Annotated in this window: 19 protein-coding genes; 8 read left to right on the top strand and 11 right to left on the bottom strand. The window is 74.5% G+C overall.

The genetic code is table 11. The annotated features are described in order from the left end of the window. Positions 1-10 precede the first annotated feature (10 nt). Positions 11-1,348 (bottom strand): glycoside hydrolase family 26 protein, encoded by a 1,338-nt coding sequence (locus AC5R91_RS17140; RefSeq protein ID WP_495392363.1) that lies wholly within the window; start codon positions 1,346-1,348, stop codon positions 11-13. A gap of 587 nt (positions 1,349-1,935) precedes the next feature. On the opposite strand from AC5R91_RS17140, the gene AC5R91_RS17135 reads away from it, so the two are divergent. After that, positions 1,936-2,694 carry a CD225/dispanin family protein gene (locus AC5R91_RS17135; RefSeq protein WP_495392362.1) on the top strand — a complete coding sequence of 253 codons (759 nt, stop codon included), beginning with the start codon at positions 1,936-1,938 and terminating at the stop codon, positions 2,692-2,694. 12 nt (positions 2,695-2,706) lie between these two features. After that, on the top strand, positions 2,707-3,249 hold the full coding sequence (locus tag AC5R91_RS17130; RefSeq protein ID WP_495392361.1) for a CD225/dispanin family protein: 543 nt from the start codon (positions 2,707-2,709) through the stop codon (positions 3,247-3,249). On the opposite strand, the gene AC5R91_RS17125 is transcribed toward AC5R91_RS17130, so the two are convergent. The 4 genes from AC5R91_RS17125 to AC5R91_RS17110 all read right to left on the bottom strand — a co-directional run bounded on the left by AC5R91_RS17125 (position 3,218) and on the right by AC5R91_RS17110 (position 6,279). Then, positions 3,218-4,066, bottom strand: coding sequence for a cytochrome b/b6 domain-containing protein (locus tag AC5R91_RS17125; RefSeq protein WP_495392360.1), 849 nt, complete (start codon positions 4,064-4,066; stop codon positions 3,218-3,220). The two genes, AC5R91_RS17130 and AC5R91_RS17125, sit on opposite strands and share 32 nt — an antisense overlap. After that, entirely contained in the window at positions 4,053-4,712 is a 660-nt protein-coding gene (locus AC5R91_RS17120) for a molybdopterin-dependent oxidoreductase (RefSeq protein WP_495397992.1), read from the bottom strand. Before AC5R91_RS17120 ends, AC5R91_RS17125 begins: the two co-directional genes overlap by 14 nt. Positions 4,713-4,852: 140 nt before the next feature. Next, on the bottom strand, positions 4,853-5,935 hold the full coding sequence (locus tag AC5R91_RS17115; protein ID WP_495392359.1) for a CD225/dispanin family protein: 1,083 nt from the start codon (positions 5,933-5,935) through the stop codon (positions 4,853-4,855). A 143-nt stretch (positions 5,936-6,078) separates the two neighbouring features. Continuing rightward, a complete protein-coding gene (locus AC5R91_RS17110) occupies positions 6,079-6,279 on the bottom strand; it encodes a hypothetical protein (protein ID WP_495392358.1) in 201 nt (66 codons plus the stop codon). Between the two features lie 180 nt (positions 6,280-6,459). On the opposite strand from AC5R91_RS17110, the gene AC5R91_RS17105 reads away from it, so the two are divergent. After that, positions 6,460-6,903 (top strand): hypothetical protein, encoded by a 444-nt coding sequence (locus AC5R91_RS17105; RefSeq protein ID WP_495392357.1) that lies wholly within the window; start codon positions 6,460-6,462, stop codon positions 6,901-6,903. Next, positions 6,900-7,544: a dTMP kinase gene (locus tag AC5R91_RS17100; RefSeq protein WP_495392356.1), complete on the top strand. Its 645-nt coding sequence runs from the start codon at positions 6,900-6,902 to the stop codon at positions 7,542-7,544. Before AC5R91_RS17105 ends, AC5R91_RS17100 begins: the two co-directional genes overlap by 4 nt. A 20-nt stretch (positions 7,545-7,564) precedes the next feature. On the opposite strand, the gene AC5R91_RS17095 is transcribed toward AC5R91_RS17100, so the two are convergent. After that, the gene (locus AC5R91_RS17095; RefSeq protein ID WP_495392355.1) at positions 7,565-7,801 is read right to left on the bottom strand and encodes a hypothetical protein; all 237 of its coding nucleotides are present in this window, start codon (positions 7,799-7,801) and stop codon (positions 7,565-7,567) included. Positions 7,802-8,222: 421 nt separating this feature from the next. After that, on the bottom strand, positions 8,223-9,161 hold the full coding sequence (locus AC5R91_RS17090; protein ID WP_495392354.1) for an acyl-ACP desaturase: 939 nt from the start codon (positions 9,159-9,161) through the stop codon (positions 8,223-8,225). Positions 9,162-9,437: 276 nt separating this feature from the next. Here AC5R91_RS17090 and AC5R91_RS17085 point away from each other — a divergent pair, with 276 nt between their 5' ends. Together AC5R91_RS17085 and AC5R91_RS17080 are read left to right on the top strand one after the other, a co-directional pair. Further along, the gene (locus tag AC5R91_RS17085) at positions 9,438-10,157 is read left to right on the top strand and encodes a response regulator transcription factor (RefSeq protein WP_495392353.1); all 720 of its coding nucleotides are present in this window, start codon (positions 9,438-9,440) and stop codon (positions 10,155-10,157) included. After that, positions 10,154-11,749: a sensor histidine kinase gene (locus AC5R91_RS17080; protein ID WP_495392352.1), complete on the top strand. Its 1,596-nt coding sequence runs from the start codon at positions 10,154-10,156 to the stop codon at positions 11,747-11,749. The genes AC5R91_RS17085 and AC5R91_RS17080 overlap by 4 nt, the downstream gene beginning before the upstream one ends. Here the strand turns inward: AC5R91_RS17080 and AC5R91_RS17075 are convergent. After that, positions 11,718-12,842, bottom strand: coding sequence for a helix-turn-helix transcriptional regulator (locus AC5R91_RS17075; protein WP_495392351.1), 1,125 nt, complete (start codon positions 12,840-12,842; stop codon positions 11,718-11,720). The two genes, AC5R91_RS17080 and AC5R91_RS17075, sit on opposite strands and share 32 nt — an antisense overlap. Before the next feature lie 97 nt (positions 12,843-12,939). On the opposite strand from AC5R91_RS17075, the gene AC5R91_RS17070 reads away from it, so the two are divergent. Continuing rightward, positions 12,940-13,389: a VOC family protein gene (locus tag AC5R91_RS17070; protein ID WP_495392350.1), complete on the top strand. Its 450-nt coding sequence runs from the start codon at positions 12,940-12,942 to the stop codon at positions 13,387-13,389. 75 nt (positions 13,390-13,464) lie between these two features. Here the strand turns inward: AC5R91_RS17070 and AC5R91_RS17065 are convergent, their stop codons facing one another. Together AC5R91_RS17065 and AC5R91_RS17060 are read right to left on the bottom strand one after the other, a co-directional pair. Beyond that, complete coding sequence (locus AC5R91_RS17065) at positions 13,465-14,076, bottom strand: DinB family protein (protein ID WP_495392349.1); 612 nt, start codon at positions 14,074-14,076, stop codon at positions 13,465-13,467. A gap of 127 nt (positions 14,077-14,203) precedes the next feature. After that, entirely contained in the window at positions 14,204-15,391 is a 1,188-nt protein-coding gene (locus AC5R91_RS17060; protein WP_495392348.1) for an amidohydrolase family protein, read from the bottom strand. A 432-nt stretch (positions 15,392-15,823) separates the two neighbouring features. On the opposite strand from AC5R91_RS17060, the gene AC5R91_RS17055 reads away from it, so the two are divergent. Beyond that, a complete protein-coding gene (locus tag AC5R91_RS17055; RefSeq protein ID WP_495392347.1) occupies positions 15,824-17,323 on the top strand; it encodes a type I glutamate--ammonia ligase in 1,500 nt (499 codons plus the stop codon). A gap of 61 nt (positions 17,324-17,384) precedes the next feature. On the opposite strand, the gene AC5R91_RS17050 is transcribed toward AC5R91_RS17055, so the two are convergent. Next, the gene (locus AC5R91_RS17050) at positions 17,385-18,620 is read right to left on the bottom strand and encodes a saccharopine dehydrogenase NADP-binding domain-containing protein (protein ID WP_495392346.1); all 1,236 of its coding nucleotides are present in this window, start codon (positions 18,618-18,620) and stop codon (positions 17,385-17,387) included. Positions 18,621-18,662 lie beyond the last annotated feature (42 nt).

The raw sequence follows: 18,662 nt of genomic DNA, 5'->3' as shown, positions 1-18,662 counted from the left end.
GCCACCCGTTTCACCACAGCGAGGCGTAGGCGGCGGCGCCGCTCGGGTTCTCGTTCGGGCCGACCAGGGACGAGTGCACGTTGCCGGCCTCGGAGTTGTTGAAGTACGTCTCGTAGGCGAGCACGTCCCGGTTCGCGGCGAACGTCTGGTACATGTTGCGGATGTAGACGGGGTTGTCCCCGCCGGCCTGCCCGGCCCGGCCCGCGCCCGTGTCGGACCTGGCGACCAGGCCCCACTCCGGGACCGAGAACTGCTTGCCGTGCGTCCGCGCGAACGCGATCACAGAGCACAGGCCGGTCGGGTCGGCGCACTGCTGTGCGAAGGCCGCGTCGGTGGTGCTCGCCGGCCACTGGTCGTAGCTGTCGATGCCGATGATGTCGACGTACTGGTCACCCGGGTACACCGACCAGGCGCCGCCGCTGTGGGCGTTGAGCGCCCAGTCGATGCGGGCCTGCGGGTCCGTCGAGCGGATCGCGCCGACGACCTGCCGGAAGCAGTTCACCCAGGTGGTGGCGCTCGTCTTGGACACCGACCAGGGGAACCAGTTGCCGTTGAACTCCCAGGCGAGCCGGATGATGCTCGCCGGGCGGCCCTTGTTGACCAGCCAGCGGCCGAAGTCGGCCCAGTGGCCGGAGTAGGCGCCGCTCGCGCACGAGTTCATGTCGCCGCCGCCGGTCGGAAAGAAGGGCTGCGAGATGATCCACGTGCCGTTGAACGTCGAGAACTTCTCCGGCCCGCTGCCGACCCAGGGGTTGGTGATGGTCTGCCAGCTCGACCGGTCGGCGAAGGTGAGCACGGCGTTGACGGGCGAGCCGCGGAAGCTCTCCCACGCTCGCACCTGGGTCATCGAGCCGGCGGAGACGCCGCTCATGCCGCCGGGCACGGAGCCGCCCCCGCCGCCGACGGGCACGACGGGTACCTGGGCGGCCGGTGGCTTCGTCGTCGGCTTCGTGGCCGGGACCGCCGGCTTGGTGAGGGCCGGTACCACCGGCTTCGCGATGGTCGTGCCGGCCGGCGCGCCCGCGACCGATCGACTTGGAGACGGCGAGGCGACCGTGACGTGACTGTGGCCCGTGCCGCTCGGCCGCGCCGACGCGCTGGGCGTCGCCTTCGGGTTGCCGCCGCGATGGCCCGAGTTCACGTGGACGGCGGCGGCCTCGACGGTGGTGGAGCCGTCATCGCCGGCCGAGTCGTTTCCGGGGGCGATGTTCCAGCCGAGGGCGGCTGCCAGCAGGGCCAGTACGCCGAGTGAGGCGATCCAGGCGGGATGGTATGGGCGGCGGCGTCGACGTCGGGATCCGGCTCGGGCTCTGGGCGGGCTGGGGTTGCCCTCCGATCGGTGTTTCACCGCGGGTATCCCTCCGTGCGTGGCGGTGGCGTCGTCAGAACCCCCCCGGGTCCCTGCTTCGGCGTCGAAGCTGATGACCTCCGTGTCGCGCAGCGGCCTGAGATGTGTGGATTGCCGCCGGGTTACCCCCTCGGTGCCCCGGCTGGGTGCCTAGTTAGATAGGACGAGACCCTACACGGACGGAATCCGGGGCGTTGTCCCAGGTCGGGCGCTATGGGCTATTCGTCCGGGCTGGTAGCTCTCGAGCCATGTGTACTCCTTGTGTGAGCCGTGGGTTTGATGGGTTCGGTGGTTGCCCGGGGACCCCCGACCGCTCGCCGGCCGGCGGCCCGGTGCCCGGGTCGTTCCGATCACGCCGTGTGGTGTGGAACGTATGGCGGGCAGAGGTTCCGGTTGTGTCACAATGTGCGCGCGGACAGGGGTGCCGTGGTGGTTCACGTCGGTGACCCACGGATTCCGCAGGGATCGGGAGTCATGGCCGGCGCGCGCCGGCGACTGCTGGTCTGGTGCCCCGTGGTCATGGCAGCCAGGCGCGGCGGCGGCCGGGTTTCGGCCTGGGCGCCCCGCCGACATCAGGAGCGCACCGTATGTCCCAGCCACCCGAGTACCCGCCGGGCGGGTACCCGCAGGGCGGTCACGACCAGGGTGGCCACGGCCAGGGCCAAGGCGGCTACGGCCAGGGCCAGGGTGGCCATGGTCAGGGCCAGGGCGGCTATGACCAGGGCCAAGGTGGCTACGAGCAGGGCCAAGGTGGCTACGAGCAGGGCGGCTATGGCCAAGGCCAGGGCGGCTACGGGCAGGGTCAGGGCGGCTATGGCCAGGGTCAGGGCGGCTACGAGCAGGGCGGCTACGGTCAGGGGCAGGGTGGCTACGGCCAGGGCCAGGGCGGCTATGGCCAAGGCGGCTACGGGGCCCCAGCGCCTGGCTACGGACCGCCGCCCGGTGGGTACGGGGCGCCGCAGGGCTTCGGCAGCCCGGAGGGCTACGGAGCGCCGCCCGGCTATGGGGCTCCCGGCGGTTTCGGCGGCCCCGGCGGATTCGGCCCGCCGCCGCCGTATGGCCGGCCGATCTCGAACTACCTGTGGCAGTCGATCGTCGTGACCGTCCTGTGCTGCCTGCCTGCAGGGGTCGTGGCGATCGTCTATGCGACCAAGGTCGACGGTCGCCGGCAGATGGGCGACGTCAACGGGGCGCTTGACGCCTCGAAGAAGGCGCGGATGTGGTGCATCATCTCGGCGCTCGCCGGTGTGGCGTCGTTCGTCATCTTTCTCATCGTGGCCCTGGTCGGCGGTTTCGACAGCAGCTCGAGCACGTCGTACTCGACGCTCGGGCCGGCCGCGGTCTGAGGGCGCCCCGCGGTGTCCAGTCCGCCCGGTGGTGAACGTCCGGATCCCGCCGGCGTCGGCCCGTCCTCGCCGTGGGACCAACCCGCCGGCGACCCGCGCCACTCCGGCGACTCCGGCCATCCCCGCCACCCCGACGACTCCCGCCACCCCGACGACTCCCGCCACCCCGACGACCCGGGCCATCTCCACTACGCCGACGGTCCAGGGACCGTCGGCTGGCCGGACGGGCCCGGTCAGCCGGGCGGCTGGCCACAGCCACTGCCGGAGCCGGGCGGCGCCGTCGCGACGCCCGCCGCGGACCGGCCCATCCGGACCTACCTGTGGCAGTCGCTCGTCGCGACGCTGCTGTGCTGCCTGCCCACGGGGATCGTGGCGATCGTCTACGCCACCCAGACCCAGACCCGGCTGCAGGCCGGCGATCTCGCGGGTGCCCGAGAGGCGTCGGGCCGGGCCAGACGCTGGTGCATCATCTCGCTCATCGCCTTCGTGGTGGTTCTGCTGGTCTACGTCGTCGCCATCGTGATCATCGTGGCGATCGTGTCGCGCAACGACTGATCTCGCCGCTGTCGCCGTCCCGGTCCCTGGTCTCGCCCACCGGCGCGGCGCGGGGCGGGACGGCCGCCCCCGGCGACCAGGCGGGATGCTCCCGGGCGGCCCACCAGACGGGCACCGTGCCGGTGCGCATCCCGACCCGTGCGACCGGGTCGTGGGCCGCCATCCACAGGTGCCCGACGACGCCGAAGAACAGGCCGTAGGCCAGCAGATCGTGCACGAAAGTGGCGCCGGTGCGGTAGCCGACCGGAATCGGGCCCAGCGGCCCGGCCCCCCACTGCATGATCACGCCGGTGCCCAGCATCACGAGGGCACCTCCCGCGACGAAGGCGGCGAACAGCTTCTGCCCGGCGTTGAACTTGCCGACGCCGGCCGCGATCCGGGCGCGGGCGGCGGCCCGCCGCCAGGAGCCGAACCGCAGGCTGGCACGCAGCCAGGCGCGGTCGGCGGCGGTGAACCGGTTGAGCGCCCGCAGGTCGCGGCGGTAGCCGGCCGAGGCGGCGGCCGCGAACATGGGCACCGGCAGGGCGAGCCCGGCATAGAGGTGAACGGTCTCGACGAGCGGGCGGCGACCGACCAGGCGGCCCAGCGGCGGCAGGTAGAGCGTGGCGCCGGTGAGCAGGCAGCAGCCCATCAGGGCCGCCGTCCACCAGTGCACCCACCGGGGCACCCGGCCGAACCGGCGGACCAGGCCCGACGCGGACGTGATCTGCCCCGATCCGGGTGCCGGGAAGGACGCGGGTGCCGGGGAGGCGGCGGGCGCGGGCAGGTCGGCGGGCGCGGGCAGGTCGGCGGACGGCGCCGGATCAGACGGCTTCATCGGCCCGACCGTTCGACCGGCCGACCCAGCCGTCGACGTCGTACCCCTGGCGCTCCCAGTAGCCCGGAGTGACCGTGTCGACCACCTCGATCTCACCCAGCCATTTGATCGACTTGTAGCCGTACATCGGCGCCACGTACAGCCGGACCGGTCCGCCGTGGTCGTGTGTCACCGGTGCGCCGAGCATGGTCAGGGCTACCAGGACGTCCGGTCGGGTGGCCTGGGCGAGGGTGAGGCTCTCGGTGTAAAGGCCGTCGAAGGACCGGAAGGTCAGCGCGGTGGCGGCGGGCTGTGAGCCGGCCGCCGCGAGCAGGTCGCGCAGCAGCACGCCCGACCAGTGCACCGCCCCGACCCGCCAGCCCGTCACGCACTGGAAATCGCGCACGAGGGTCGTCTGCCGCATCCGGCCGAGGTCGGCCAGCGTCAGCGTCAGCGGCCGATCGACCAGGCCGTGCACGCGAAGCCGGTAGTCGTCCGGGCCGAGCCTGGGGACGCTGGAGGTCACCGTGTAGTAGCGGAAGCCACCGACGGGCACCAGGTCGGACAGCCCCGTCGGGTCCTTCTCCCGGATCGGGGTGACCACCCGCTCGACGGCGCGCTCCACCGGCGCCCCGAACGCGACCCCCGCGGCACCAAGGGTGATCATGCCGAGGACGACCCGTCGTCCCACCGGCGAGCCATCGGATGCCACACCGTCCAGTGAACACCGCCACCGGTCCGGCCGGCCGCCGCGCCCAAGATCGACAGCGTTCCGTAAGGTTCGGGCCGCCGTCCGCCGGGCCGCCGTCAGCCCGGGCCGTTGCGTCCCCCGACGGCGGCCAGGACGCTCAGCAGGACGACGCCGGCGGCGGTCGCAGCCAGGCACCAGGCGCGGCAGCGCCGAGAGGCCAGCCGCGCCCCGGCCACGTCGCCCCGGGCGAGCCGGTCGCTGGTCCGCAGCGAGTACACCAGCCCGAACGCCCCGACCGGCGCGCACAGGATGGTCGCCACGATGGACAGCCCGAGGTGGTTGCGGACCCGCACGGCCCGGTGGCTGGGCGCCCGCCGCTGCGGCAGCCGATCCCCGCCGCTTGCTCGCGTGCGGGTCGGCGGCCAGGCTCGAGGATCTCGCGAATCGGGGCGCGGATCCGGCGCGCCCCGGGGCCCGCCCTCGGCATGGACGCCGTTCTCGCCTCGGGTACTGCTCGTGCCTCGGGTACTGCTCTCGGTGCGGACGTCGAAGCCGGTGCGGATGTCGGTGCCGATGCCGGAGTCAGTGCCGATGCCGGAGTCGGTGCCGATGCCGGAACCGGTGCGGAGATCGGAGCCCGCGGGGGCGGCGGCTGCGCCGGCCGGCCGAACCGGCGGGTACGCCGACCAGGCCGCCCGGCGGTGGGGGTGGGTGCCCGGCCCCTGAGACCGGCTCGTCGGGTAGCCGGTCGAGTAGTGGTGGCCGCTGGAGAAGAAGTGGTGGCCGGTGGTGTCCCCGCCGCCCGCTACCCGGTGGGTGGAGCGCCGGGCCCGGACGTCCGTGGTTGGCGGGGTCGATGCGGTTGGCGGGGTGGATGCGGCTGGTGGGGTGGATGTGGTTGGCGGGGTGGTCGCAGGTCGCGGGGTGGCGCGTGCGTCCCGGTGCGGGCGGCCGAGGCGGCCGGTGCGGGCGTCGTAGTCGTCGCGCCACTTCTCGAGCAGCTCGTGCGATGCGACGATGAGCTGCATCGCGCGGATCGAGCCGGGATGCCGGCTGGCCGGGTTGTCGGGGTGGTGGGCGCGGACCCGGGCCCGGTAGGCGCGGCGGATCTCGGCGCGGTCGGCGGAGCGGCTCACGCCGAGGACGGCGTAGGCGTCGGTCCCGTCGAGTTCGCGCAGGAGCCGGTCGAACGGGCTCACCGGGCAGGGCGATCGCCGCCGGCGGAGCACCGCTGGCGTGACGGAGGCGCCATCCGATCCCCTGTCGTCGTCGGCCGGGCACGTTAGGTGGTAATCATAGGCTTTTGTCTGGCCCGCCGTCTGCTCCCGAGGCATATGCGTGATCAGGCGGTGACATCTCCGTGCGACAGGGTGATCGCGCCCAGCAGGGCGGCCCCGACCGCGTAGGCCGTCCCGACGAGCAGCGCGGTCCCGTGGCCGGTGTCGCTGACGCCGCCCCGGCCGATCGCGTCGAACACGAGGCCGGGCAACACCCGGTTCGAGCCTGCTGCTCGGCGTCCCCAGAGCCCGCGGCGGCGTGCCATCCGTCCACGGGCGTACTGCCATCCGTCTGTGGGAGTACATGGCGTACCGATCGCGGCGTACCCACCGCGACCCGCCCGTCTTGTTACGCTCCCGACCGGATCCGGTCGCCGCCGGGCCGGCCGTAGACTGCGCCCGCGGCGGCGACCGGATCCGGTGAACGTCGTCGACGGGGAGGCCGCATGCTCGTGTCGGGAACGCCGCCGACGTTGCTGTCGCTGTGGTATCTGGCGGCCTGCCTGGCCGAGCGGGGCGACCGGCTGGAGTACCGGCACCCCCTGGTCGCGGTCCGCAACGCGAACAACCTGGTCGTCGGCGGCCTGGACGTGGTGCGGGGCGAGCCGGCGGCGTCGGCGGTCATCCGCGGGGATGGCTGGTGGTCGCGCGCGGTGCTCGGCACCGCCGCCGCGGCCCTTCCGCCGATCGATGGCCGGGCGCTCACCGGGCTGTGGGCGACCTTCCAGGGCAAGGCGGGCGCGGTCGCGCTGCTGCCGTCCGAGCTGCGCTACGCCCGGATCGAGGCGGCGGCGGCTCGGGCGGGCATCCCCGCCACCCTCGCCGGCCGGCTGTTGAGCTGGTCCGACGCGGTCGTGGAGCACTTCCGCCGGCAGCCGGTGATCGGATGATCATCGCCATCGAAGGCGTCGACGGGGCGGGCAAGAACACGCTGACCGGCAGGCTCGTCGCCCGGCTCACCGACTCCGGGCGCAGCGTGGCGACCCTCGCCTACCCGCGCTACGCCGCCGAGCCCCTCGGCCCGGCCATGCGCGGGCTGCTCGGAGGCGATGCGCGGCTCGCCCCGCTGGCCGCGGCCCCCCGCGCCACGGCGATGATGTTCGCGCTCGACCGGGCGGCGTCGCGGCCCGAGCTCGACGCCCTGACCGACGCCAACGACGTGGTCATCCTCGACCGGTACATCGCGTCGAACGCCGCCTACGGCGCGGCGCGGCTGCCGGCGGCCGAGCGGGCCGGCTTCCCCGCCTGGGTCGCCGATCTCGAACTCGGCTCGCTGGCCCTGCCGGCCCCCGACCTGCAGGTGCTGTTGCGGGTGCCGGTCGCCAAGGCGCGGGCGGGCGCGGCGGCGCGGGCCGGCGACGACCCGGACCGGCCGCTGGACGCCTTCGAGACCGACGGCGGCCTGCAGGCCCGGTGCGCGCGGATGTACGAGGATCTGGCGGCCCGGAACTGGGTCTCACCGTGGTTGATCGTCGACCGGGACAGCGCTGTCGGCATCATCGAGGGATGGCTCGGCGCGCTGCTGCGCTGATCGCGTCGCGGGTCGGCGAGTCAGCAGTCGACGAGGCAGTCCGGCAGGACGATCGGCGGCACCCGCACGACGACGACGGAATCGGCGCGTGAGCCGCGTCCGCGCGGCGCGGGTGTCGGAGCGTGGATCGACCCGGACGGTGCCGCCGCGGTCGTGGTCGGCCGGCCGGCGCCCGCGGGGCTGCCGGCACTCGGGCCGACCGAGACCGGATTCGTCGCCGACGCGTGCCGGACGGTGGCGGGCCGAGGCGGGGACACCGGGTCCTTGCGCCCGCCCGACGGCGATGTGGTGCCTCCGCCGGCCGCGACCGAAGCGGCGGCGGAGGGGCGGCCCGCGAGAGACCGGCCGGGAAGGGGCGCGGCGGTGGCCACCGGTGGCGGAGGGGAGCGGCTCCCTGGCGCCGACCGCGTCGTCCGGCGCGGCGGCGCCGCGCTGCCCGATCAGCACCGCGACGGCCACGGCGGCGATGGCCACGATCCCCAGCCCGAGCTGCGGGAAGGTGATCCGGTGGATGCTCCCTCGGTGCACGCTCACGCGGGCTCCATCCGTCGACGGCGGCGACGGCGACGGCGACGGCGACGGCGACGGCCGGACCGTAGCACGTACCTCCCAGATCGGGACACTACCTCCTGATCGGGGCACTACGGACACTCGGTGAAGCCGGCTCGGACGTCCCGGTCAGACGGAGGTCAACGCCTCCGCGCGCCGCGCCAACCGGGCCTGGGTCTGTTCGAACTTCGCCTGCTGCTGCGCGGCGGCCGCGTCGAGGCCGGTAAGGAAGGTGGCGACCTCATCGCGGGCCTGTTCGCCCGCGGCGTCCAGTCCCGTCAGGTCGAAGAAGCGCCACTGGCGCAGGACCGGCGTCACCACGTCGTCGTGGTGGATGCGCAGGTTGTAGATGCCGGCTCGGGCGATCTGGATGGCCTTGCGGCCGAAGTCGCGGATGCCGGCGCCGGGCATCTCGAAGTTGAGGATCTCGTCCCGGATGGCCTCCACCGTCCGGGACGGAGCGATCTCCAACGCGGCGGCCACGAGGTTCCGGTAGAAGATCATATGCAGGTTCTCGTCGGCGGCGACGCGGGCGAGCAGCTTCTCGGCGATCGGCTCCGCGCAGAAGCGACCCGTGTTGCGGTGGCTGACCCGGGTCGCCAGCTCCTGGAAGGACACGTACGCCATCGACTGCAGCGGCGTGATGCCGGGCCGGTCGAAGCCGCGACCCATCTGGTACATGCGGTCACGTTCGAGGGCGACCGGGTCGACCCCCCGGGTGACCATCAGGTAGTCGCGCATCGCGATCGCGTGGCGGCCCTCCTCGGCCGTCCACCGGTGCACCCAGGTGCCCCAGGCGCCGTCCCGGCCGAAACCGTCCGCGATGAGCCGGTGATAGCTCGGGAGGTTGTCCTCCGTGAGCAGATTGACCTCGAAGGCGATCTGCGCCGCCTTCGAGAGGGATGACTGGCCGGGCTCCCAGGGAACGGTGTCGAAATCCCGGCCCAGGCTCCAGGGGACGTACTCGTGCGGCATCCACTCGGTGGCGATGCCGAGATGGCGGTTCACGTTCGCCTCGGCGACGGGCTCAAGCTCGCGAATCAGCTCGGTGTCCGTGAGTGATCTCATTGGGAGACTGTTCCAGACTGGACGCCCGTCAACCATGTCCCACGGGTGTGGATTCCCGCTCGCGAGACTGTTCCGGCCGGCCAGTTCGCCTGCGCGACCAGGACTTTCACCACCGGCCGAGGGCGGCCCGGCCGACGTGCGTTTCCGGTCCCTTCACATGAAACTCTCACGATGCTCCGATGAACTCGGCATCCGGACCAGGCTTGGTCCGCACCCGGACCCGGGCCGGCCGGCGGGTCGCCGGGCCCCTGCCACGAGACATCGAGGGAGCCGGACATGGTCGTAGCCCCGCGGGTGCTGGTCGTCGACGACGAGCCCAACATCGTCGACCTGCTCCGGATGGCCCTGCGCTTCCACGGCTTCGACGTCCTGACCGCGGCGACCGGGCGGGCCGCGCTGGAGCTCGCGGCCCAGGCCCGTCCGGACCTGATGATCCTCGACGTGATGCTGCCCGACCTCGACGGCTTCGAGGTCTGCCGGACCCTGCGGGCCGGCGGCCAGAGCGTGCCCGTCGTCTACCTCACCGCCCGGGACGCCCACCGAGACAAGATCGCCGGCCTGACCTACGGCGGGGACGACTACGTCACCAAGCCGTTCGCGGTGGACGAGCTGGTCGCCCGGGTGCGGGCCGTGCTGCGCCGGACGTCTCCGCCGCGGCCCGAGCCCGCGCCCGACCCGCCGGCCACCCTTCGCTTCGCCGACGTCGAACTCGACCCGGACACCCACGTCGTCCGCCGAGCCGGCGAGCCGATCGAGCTGTCGCCGACCGAGTTCTCCCTGTTGCGGTACTTCCTGACCAACCCCAACCGGGTGCTGTCACGGGCGCAGATCCTCGACGCGGTGTGGACCTACGACTTCGCGGGCGAGCCGACCGTGGTCGACCAGTACGTCAGCTACCTGCGGCGCAAGCTGGGTCGGCACGGGCCGTCGCTCATCCACACGCAGCGCGGCTTCGGCTACGCGCTGCGCCTGCCCGCAGCGGGGAGCGGCCGGTGACCCTGCGACTGAAGCTGATGGCCGGGCTGGTGGCGCTGTGCGCCCTCGGCCTGACCATCGCGGGCACGGCGAGCGCGTTCGCGCTGCGTTCCTACCTCTACGACCGCGTCGACCAGCAGCTCGGCCGCGCCGAGGTGCTCGGCCGGCTGCAGATCGGGACCCTGCTGACCCGCCCGTCGATGCTGGACCGGGCCGGGGTGCAGCGGGCCGTCGGCCCCACCGACTACCTGGTGGAGATCCGCCGTCCCAACGGCACGGTGCTGCGGGTGGCCGGCTCCGCGAGCCCCCCGCCGCCGGCCACCCCGCTGCTGGACGTCGTCGGACGGTCCGGCGTCGGACGGTCCGGCGCCGGCGATGCGGGCGGCGCGGGCGGCGCGGGCGGCGCTGCCGGGACCGGTCCGGGCTCGTCGCGGCGCCCGGCCCCCTTCACCGTCGTCTCCGACCGCGAGCGCTACCGGGCGGTGCAGCGCGCCTTCCCGGGCGGCACCCGGGTGCTCGTCGCGCTGCCGCTACGGCCGGTCGCGGACACGGTGCGCCGGCTGGTGCGCATCGAGCTGGCGGTCGGGGCGGCCGTGCTCGCCGCGGTGGCCGCCCTGGCCTGGCTGTGGCTCACCCGCGGCCTGCGCCCGCTGCGGCAGATGGTCGGCACCGCGGCGGCGATCGCCGGCGGCGACCTCGACCGGCGAGTGCCGGCCGGGCCGCCCAGCTCCGAGACCGGGCAGCTCGCCGCGGCGCTCAACGCGATGCTCGGCCAGATCCAGGCCGCGTTCGCCGCGCGGGTCGCCTCCCAGGAGCAGGTGCGCCGGTTCGCCGCGGAGGCCTCGCACGAGCTGCGGACGCCGCTGACGTCCATCCGCGGCTACGCCGACCTGCTGCGCGCCGGGATGGTGCCGGCGGACGAGGCCGACCAGGCGCTGCGCCGCATCCAGCAGGAGGCGGCGCGGATGGGCGACCTCGTCGACGACCTGCTTTACCTCGCCCACCTCGACGAGCAGCGGCCGATGCGGCGGGTCGAGCTCGACCTCGCCGACCTCGTCCGCGACGCCGTCGCCGACCTGCGCGCCGCCGCCCCCGACCGCCCGGTGCGCGCCGAGCTCCCGGCGAGCTGCCCCCTCCTCGGCGACCCGGACGCGCTGCGCCAGCTCGTCGGCAACCTGCTCACCAACGCCCGCGTCCACACCCCGCCCGACGCGGCCATCGAGGTGCGCCTGCGCGACGTGCCCCCACCGGCCGCCGGGTCCGCAGGATCACCCCACCCGGCCGGGCCGGGCGGATCGGGGGGCCGTCCCGCACCTCCGCCCGGTTCCGGCGGGCCGATGCCGCCCGGCGGCGCCGTGCTCGACGTGATCGACCACGGGCCGGGCCTGCCGCCCGAGGTCGCCGACCACGTCTTCGACCGTTTCTACCGGGCCGCGGACAGCCGGGCCCAGGGCCGGGGCGGCAGCGGGCTGGGCCTGTCGATCGTCGCGGCGACGGCGCAGGCCCACGGCGGCCGGGTCGAGGTCACCAGCGCCGTCGGCGCCGGCAGCACCTTCCGCCTGATGCTGCCTCCGCCCCGGGTCAGCAGCCTCCGGGTGGCGCCGTCGGCCTGACCTCGCCGGGTGGTACCGGGGCCGCGACGTCGTAGAGGCGGGCGAGGGCGGCCGCCGCGCGAGCCAGGGTGGCGCGTAGCTCGGGCGGATCGAGCACCTCCAGCTCGGGGCCGAGCGCCAGCAGCTCGCCCTGCGCGTGGCGGACCGACTCGATCGGCAGCCGCGCGCGGACCCACCCGTCCCCCTCCGGCGGCCCGGCGCTGTCCCGGATGCTCCGGCTGACGGCCGGTGGCAACCGGTACGGCGCCATCGCGAACCCGGCCGGCGACAGGCGCACCGTCGCCGTCGCCCGGTAGACCTCCGCCTCGTAGCGGGCCGTCCAGGCGGCCCAGTAGGCGGCGAGGTCGAAGTCGGGCGGCCGGTCGAAGCCCTCCCCTGTCGGCGTCAACGAAAGGATCTTCCCGACCCGGTACACCCGCGGCCCGGCCGGGCTGTCCGGCTCGGCCGATCTCTCCCGCTCGGCCGATCTCTCCCGCTCGGCCGGAGCCTCGGAACCTGCCGGAGAGGCGGGTGCGGAGCGCGAGGCGACGGCCGCGACCAGGTACCAGACGCCGCTCTTGAGGACGACGCCGAGCGGGTCGAGGACGCGGTCGACCTCCCGGGGGGCCCGCCAGCGCCGGTAGGTGACCCGCAGGCGGCGCTGCGCCCAGACCGCGTCGGCGACCTCGGCGAGCAGTGGCGTGTCCTCGGTCGCCCGGAACCAGCCGGGCGCGTCGAGGTGGAAACGCTCGCGCACCCGGCCGGCCCGCTCGCGCAGCGGCTCCGGGAGCGCCGCCAGCAGCTTCAGCTCGGCCGCCGCGAGCATCGCGCCGAGGCCCAGCTCGGCGGCGGCCCCCGGCATCCCGGCGAGGAAGAGCGAGTCGGCCTCGTCCGCGGTCAGTCCCGTCAGCCGGGTCCGGTAGCCGGCGAGCAGCCGGTAGCCGCCGGTGACGCCGCGTTCGGCCAGCACCGGGATGCCGGCCTGCGCGAGGGAGTCCAGATCCCGGTGGACGGTCCGGACGGACACCTCCAGCTCGTCGGCGAGCTGGCGCGCCGTCAGCTTGCCGCGCGTCTGCAACAGCATCAGGACGGACAGCAGCCGGCTGGCACGCACCCCCGCATTCTCGCCCGCCAATCCTGACAGAGGAAGTCAGGTATCCGGCCCAGGATGGGTAGAGCAGGCAACACACCAGGCCCGATGGGAGACGATCATGACGGGAACGGAGACGGCCGGCGGCACCGTGGCCGAGGACGCAGCGGCCTCGGCGAGCGTCGCGCCGGCGGCGTGGGCAGGGTTGATGCTCGACTGTCCGGACGCCAAGGAGCTCGCGACCTTCTACGGAGAACTGACCGGCTGGGGCGTCGGCGGCGCGGACGACGCGGGCGCCTGGGCCTACCTGAGCCCGCCGGGCACCGAGATCATGATCGGGTTCCAGCAGGTGGCGGACTACCGCCCGCCGCGTTGGCCAGATCAGGAGGCGCCGCAGCAGTTCCACCTCGACTTCCGGGTCGCGGACCTGCCCGCCGCTGTCGGCCGCGCCGAGGAACTCGGCGCCACCCAGGCGGAGTTCCAGCCCGGCGGCGAGCGCTGGCGGGTACTGCTCGACCCCGCCGGGCACCCCTTCTGCCTGTGCCCGCCGGCTCCCGCCGAGGCAGGCTGACGTCGAGCCCGGTCTGATGCCGCCGCCGCGCCGCCGGCTGACGGAGGGCCGGCCCACAGCGCGGGATACGGCGAGTCAGCCCATGGTGCGGGCGCCGTCGAGTGACTCGCGCAGGATGTCGGCGTGCCCGCAGTGGTGGGCGGTCTCGGCGATGAGGTGCAGCAGGACCTGCCGCACCGACCAGCTCGCGCCGGGCTCGAACCAGGGCGCCGCGGGCAGCGGGTGGGCGTCGTCGAGGTCCGCGACCTCGGCGACGATCCGCTCGGTGCGGCGGGCGACCTCGTCGAAGCGGTCGAGCATGCCGGCCAGCGTCTCCCCGGGCAGCAGCCGGAAGCCGTCGCGGAACTCCTCCTCGCGGGCCGTCATGTCGCCGTCGAACGCCGCGGCGCCGACGAGGACGAAGTCCAGCCACCGGTGTTCCATGGTGGCAACATGCTTGACCAGGCCGGCGAGGGTCAGCTCGCTGACCGTGGTGCGCCGCGAGGCCTGCTCGTCGTCGAGGTTCTGCACGGTGAACCGGAGGAAGGAGCGGCGCCGGGCCAGGTTCGCCAGCAGGTCGGCGCGCTCGCCGGTGAGCGCGGGCGGGGCCGTGTCCGCCCCCTGCCCACCGCTCGAGGTGGCGGTGGTCGTTTCGGTGGCGGTGGTCGTTTCGGTGGCCGTGGTCGCGTCGGTGCTCGTGGTGGTCATCGTCTGCCGCCTTTCGTCGTCGGTCCGATGACGTCGACGTTAGGGGCTATTGCGGTCAGGATCCGACCTCAATCGCCGGGTCGGATGCCAGCGGTGGTCGGCTGTCGGCGTCAGCACCGGCCCGCGGCTAGGGCAGGGCGTAGACCCGGCGGGCGTTGTCGAAGCAGACGAGCCGGGCGATCCGGGCGGCGTCGGCGGCGGTCCAGGCGTCGTCGTCGATGCCGTCGGTGAGGAAGGCGGCCAGGCCGCGGCGGAACAGCGTCGCGCCGAGCAGGAACAGCTCGCCGAGGGCGTAGGCGTCGGTGGAGAACAGGAACTTGCCGAACGGGGCGAGTTCGAGGGCCTGCGCGATCAGGCCGATGGAGCCGCGACCCGTGTTGTTGATCGCGAGCCCCAGGTCGAGGTGGACGTTGGCGAACACCTGGGCGAGGTAGGCGGCCTCGCGGTGGAACGGGTAGCAGTGCAGCAGCAGGACGGCGACCTCGGTCGGCGCGATCGCCCGCAGCAGGCCGGTGAGCAGCAGCGGGTTGCCGCGGGCGAGGTCCAGATCGGCGTCACCGTAACCGACGTGGATCTGCACCGGCAGCCGCGCCTCGACCCCGCACCAGATCAGGAACGAATGCAGGACGGGGTCGTGCAGCCGGATCGCGGCGCCACCCCGGATCTCGTTGATCCAGGTGCGGGTGGCGGCGGCGACCTCCCGATCGGTGGGTCGCCGCGCCGGCAGGGCCAGTCCGGCACGGTAGGCGGCGACTGACTTCACCGCGACCGTCGACGGGGTGCGCTCCGCCAGCCGGGCGCGCACCGTGTCGGCGAGGTGGGCGACCCCGATCTGCCCGGTGAGCACGTCGACGGCGGCCCGTTCCGCGATCCGTTCGAGGCGCACGACGTCGAGACCCCGTCCGCCGGCGAACGCGGCGAGGTCCTCGGCGCAGGTCAGCGGCTCGGGCTGGAAGCCGGTGTCGACGCAGAAGGTGCTGATTCCGGACGCGCCGAGCAGCCGCCGGTGCACCTCGGTGTGGCCGAGCTCGGCCCGCCGCTCCAGGTAGGTCTCGGGCTCGGCGTGCGGCGGAAGGTCGAGCGCCGGGGCGCACCAGCGCCGTAGGGCGAGGCCGATCTGGCTGTCGAACAGAGTCGTTCCGAGTGGACCGGGCCGATCGGCCTCGGTGAGCATGCTCTCGAACTCCGGGCGGGTAAGGTCACGCCGGACGAGGCCGTGGCAGTGATGGTCGACGAGCTCGAGGTCGACGAGCTCGAGGTCGGCGAGTCTGTGATCGACGAGGTCGGGTCCGCCGACGCCTCCGGAGCGCCCCATCCCTGACTGGTCCCCGCGGGGCGGCGCGGTCATGCCTGGCCACGGTAATCACCTTGCGTAACCATGCTCTGTGCACAGCGCCTGTGGATAACTTGTGGATTACTTCGGGCCTCCTGGGGACAGTCGAGCCGAACATCGGTGATGTTGGCGTGTTTTCAGATCTTCTTGCCGGGGCGAAAGCTGTGGACAACTCCTCGAGCGGCCGACGGATGCACGGTGGGCATCCCGGCGAGATCGCGATTCGATCTTACCGTCCGTGACATTCTGACTGGTGTGGGAGGGGTCTCGTCCGGTGTCTCACCCGACATCGGGCCCGCCGGCGCGCGAGCATGGTGCCAGGCGAGACCCACCCGGGGTGGGATCCGTGGGGAAGGCGACATCCGTGGGACAGCGATATCCATGCCGCACGCGGCATCCGCGGGAGGGCCGATCATGAACGACCCTGGGTGGGACCGGGCCGCGCCGCGGATCGGCGTCACCGGCGGCCACGAGCGCGACCGGCTTGCCGCGGCGGCCCGGCATGCGGCGACGAACCTGGAGGTCCGCGGCGTCGTCTGCGTCGCCTGCACCTTCGTCGACAACAGCGGCATCACTCGGATGAAGGGCGTGCCGGTCGGCCGGCTGGACGCGGCGGTGGTGTGGGGCGTCGGCGCGTCCCCGGTGTTCGACGCGTTCGGCGCCGACGACGAGATCATCGCCGGCCGCGTCGCCGGCGGCCCGGTCGGCGACCTGCGGCTGCATCCGGACCTGGACCGGCTGACCGCGCTCGCCGCCCAACCCGGGTGGGCGTGGGCGCCGGTGGACCGCCGCGAGCAGAGCGGCGCGCCCCATCCCCAGGACGCCCGGGAGCTCGTCCGGGTCGAGGCGGCGCGCCTGGCCGCACGCGGGCTACGGGTCGCGATGGCCTTCGAGATCGAATGGGCCGTCGCGCCGGCCGGTGCCGACGGGTTCACCCCCGCCGCCGGCGGCCCCGCCTACGGGATGACCCGGGTCGCCGAGCTCGGCGACTACCTCCGCGACGTGGTCGCGGCGCTGACCGAGGAGGGGCTCGTCGTCGAGCAGATCCATCCCGAATACGCGGCCGGCCAGTTCGAGGTCTCGGTCGCCGCGCAGGACCCGCTCGCCGCCGCCGATACCTGCGTGCTGGTGAAGGAGACTGTGCGCGCGGTCAGCGGGCGTCACGGTCTGCGCGCCTCGTTCGCGCCGAAGGTCCTCGCCGACGGCGTCGGCAACGGCGGGCACGTCCATCTGAGCCTGTGGGGCGATGGCGGTGGCGATGGCGGCGATGGCGGCGATGGCGGCGGTAGCGGCGGGGGCGCGGGCGCCGGGTGGAACAGCGGTGGTCGGGTCAACCTGATGGGGGGCGGGGACGGCCCGGGCGGCCTGACCGCGACCGGCGAGGCGTTCACCGCCGGGATCCTCGCCCGGCTGCCCGCGTTGCTGGCGCTCGGCGCGCCGAGCGTGGCCTCCTACCTGCGGCTGGTGCCGTCCCAGTGGGCGAGTGCCTACGCCTGCTGGGGACTGGAGAACCGGGAGGCTGCGCTGCGGATGATCCCCGGCCCGCCGGCGGCCGCGGGCCGGGCGGCGAACCTGGAGATCAAGTGCTTCGATCTCGCCGCCAACCCCTACCTCGTCGCGGCCGGGCTGCTCGCCGCCGGGCACGCCGGGCTGGACGGCGAGGCGCGGCTCCCCCCGCCCGTCGACGTCGACCCGGCCTCGCTCGACCCCGCCGAGCGGGCCCGGCGCGGCATCGCCCGGCTGCCGACCCACCTCGGCCTGGCCGTCGCCGCCTTCGCGGCCGACGACGTGCTGCGCCGCGCCTGCGGTCCGGCGCTGCACGACACCATCGCCACCGTCCGGCGCGCGGAGGTCGCCCGGTTCGCCGACGTCGACGCGGCCACCGTCGTGGCCGCCACCCGCTGGCGCTACTGATCCCCCCGCCTGATCCCTCCGTCGTCGCCGTCGCCGCCGCCGCTGCGGGGTCGGCCGGCGCTCAGGTGACGCGGTGCAGCCCGGCCGCCTGGACGGCCCGCTCCAGGTCGTCCACGCCGAACGCCTCGACCGGGCCGAGCGCGCCGACGTGACGGACCGTGCCCGCGGCGAGGTGCCCCGCCATCCAGGCCATGATCCGCCCGGTGAACGTGTACGGGTCGTGGCCGGCCAGCGCGACGGTGGCGAGCTCCCGGCCGGCGCCGTCGCGGGCGCAGGCGATCACCCGAACCTCGGCCTGTGCCCGGCTCGTGGCGTCCGGGCCTCGCCCGCTGGTCGACCGGGCGGCGCGGGCCAGCGCGCCGAGCGCCGCCCGCGTCGGCGGCAGGCGCCGCAGGCCGGCCAGCGGGAACGACAGCGCCTGCGCGGCTCGGGCGCCGCTACCGCCCCCGAAGTAGGTCGAGACGTCGGTCAGCGACGGTGCCAGGCGGGGCAGCGTGATCGCCTCCCCACCGGACCACAGCGCGGCGCGCCGGGCGCGCCGTGCCGCCCGGCCGGCGCGCCCGGCCCGGTCGTCGGGGGTCGAGAACGCGCGCACCTCCCGGGCGAGGGGACGCTGCACGAGCCGGCCGCCGCGCAGGGCGAGGACGCCGTCGCCGAGCGCGGCCAGCAGCGTCGCCCGCGTTCCGCTGCTCATCCCCGACCGGCCGGTGACGAGGTAGCCGACGTCGAGCCGACGGGCCGCGCCGCCGGCCGTGTGCAGGGCCAGCGCGCCGGCCAGGTTGCCCGGCACGAACTCGAAGCCGGCGCCGGGGAGCAGCGCGCCCCCGGCCGCCGCCGCCCGCCGCCCGACGTCGGCGAAGACGTGGCGCAGGAACGCCCCCTCGCCGGAGCAGTCGACGTAGTGGGCCCCCGCCGCGGCGGCGGCCGCCACCGCCGGGCGGCCGAGCTGGTCGAACGGGCCGACCGTGGAGACGAGCACGTCGCCCGCGTGCAGCAGCCGGCGCAGCGCCGCACCGTCCCCGGCGTCGGCGACGGCGGTCGGCAGCCCGTCGTGGGCTGCGGCGAGCGCGGCGACCCGCTGGCCGGCGCGGCCGGCCAGCACCGGCCGGTGCCCGGCCGCGACGAGCTCGGCGGTGACCAGCCGGCCCGTGTAGCCGGTCGCCCCGAACACCACGATGGTCCCCGGCGGACTCCCCGCGCGGCCGGGCGGGGGCGCGGAGTCCGGCGATTGCATGAAGTTCTCCGGCCGGGTGGGGGCACCACCCGCCGCGGCCGCCGCCGCGCCTTGGTTCTCCATAGCGCCGTCCTTGTGGTGACGTTAGTCCGAACAGTCGATCGT

This window comes from Frankia sp. BMG5.60, assembly GCF_059428125.1.
The sequence above is the reverse complement of the archived record's forward strand: the minus strand, read 5'-3'. Positions and strand labels throughout refer to the sequence as shown.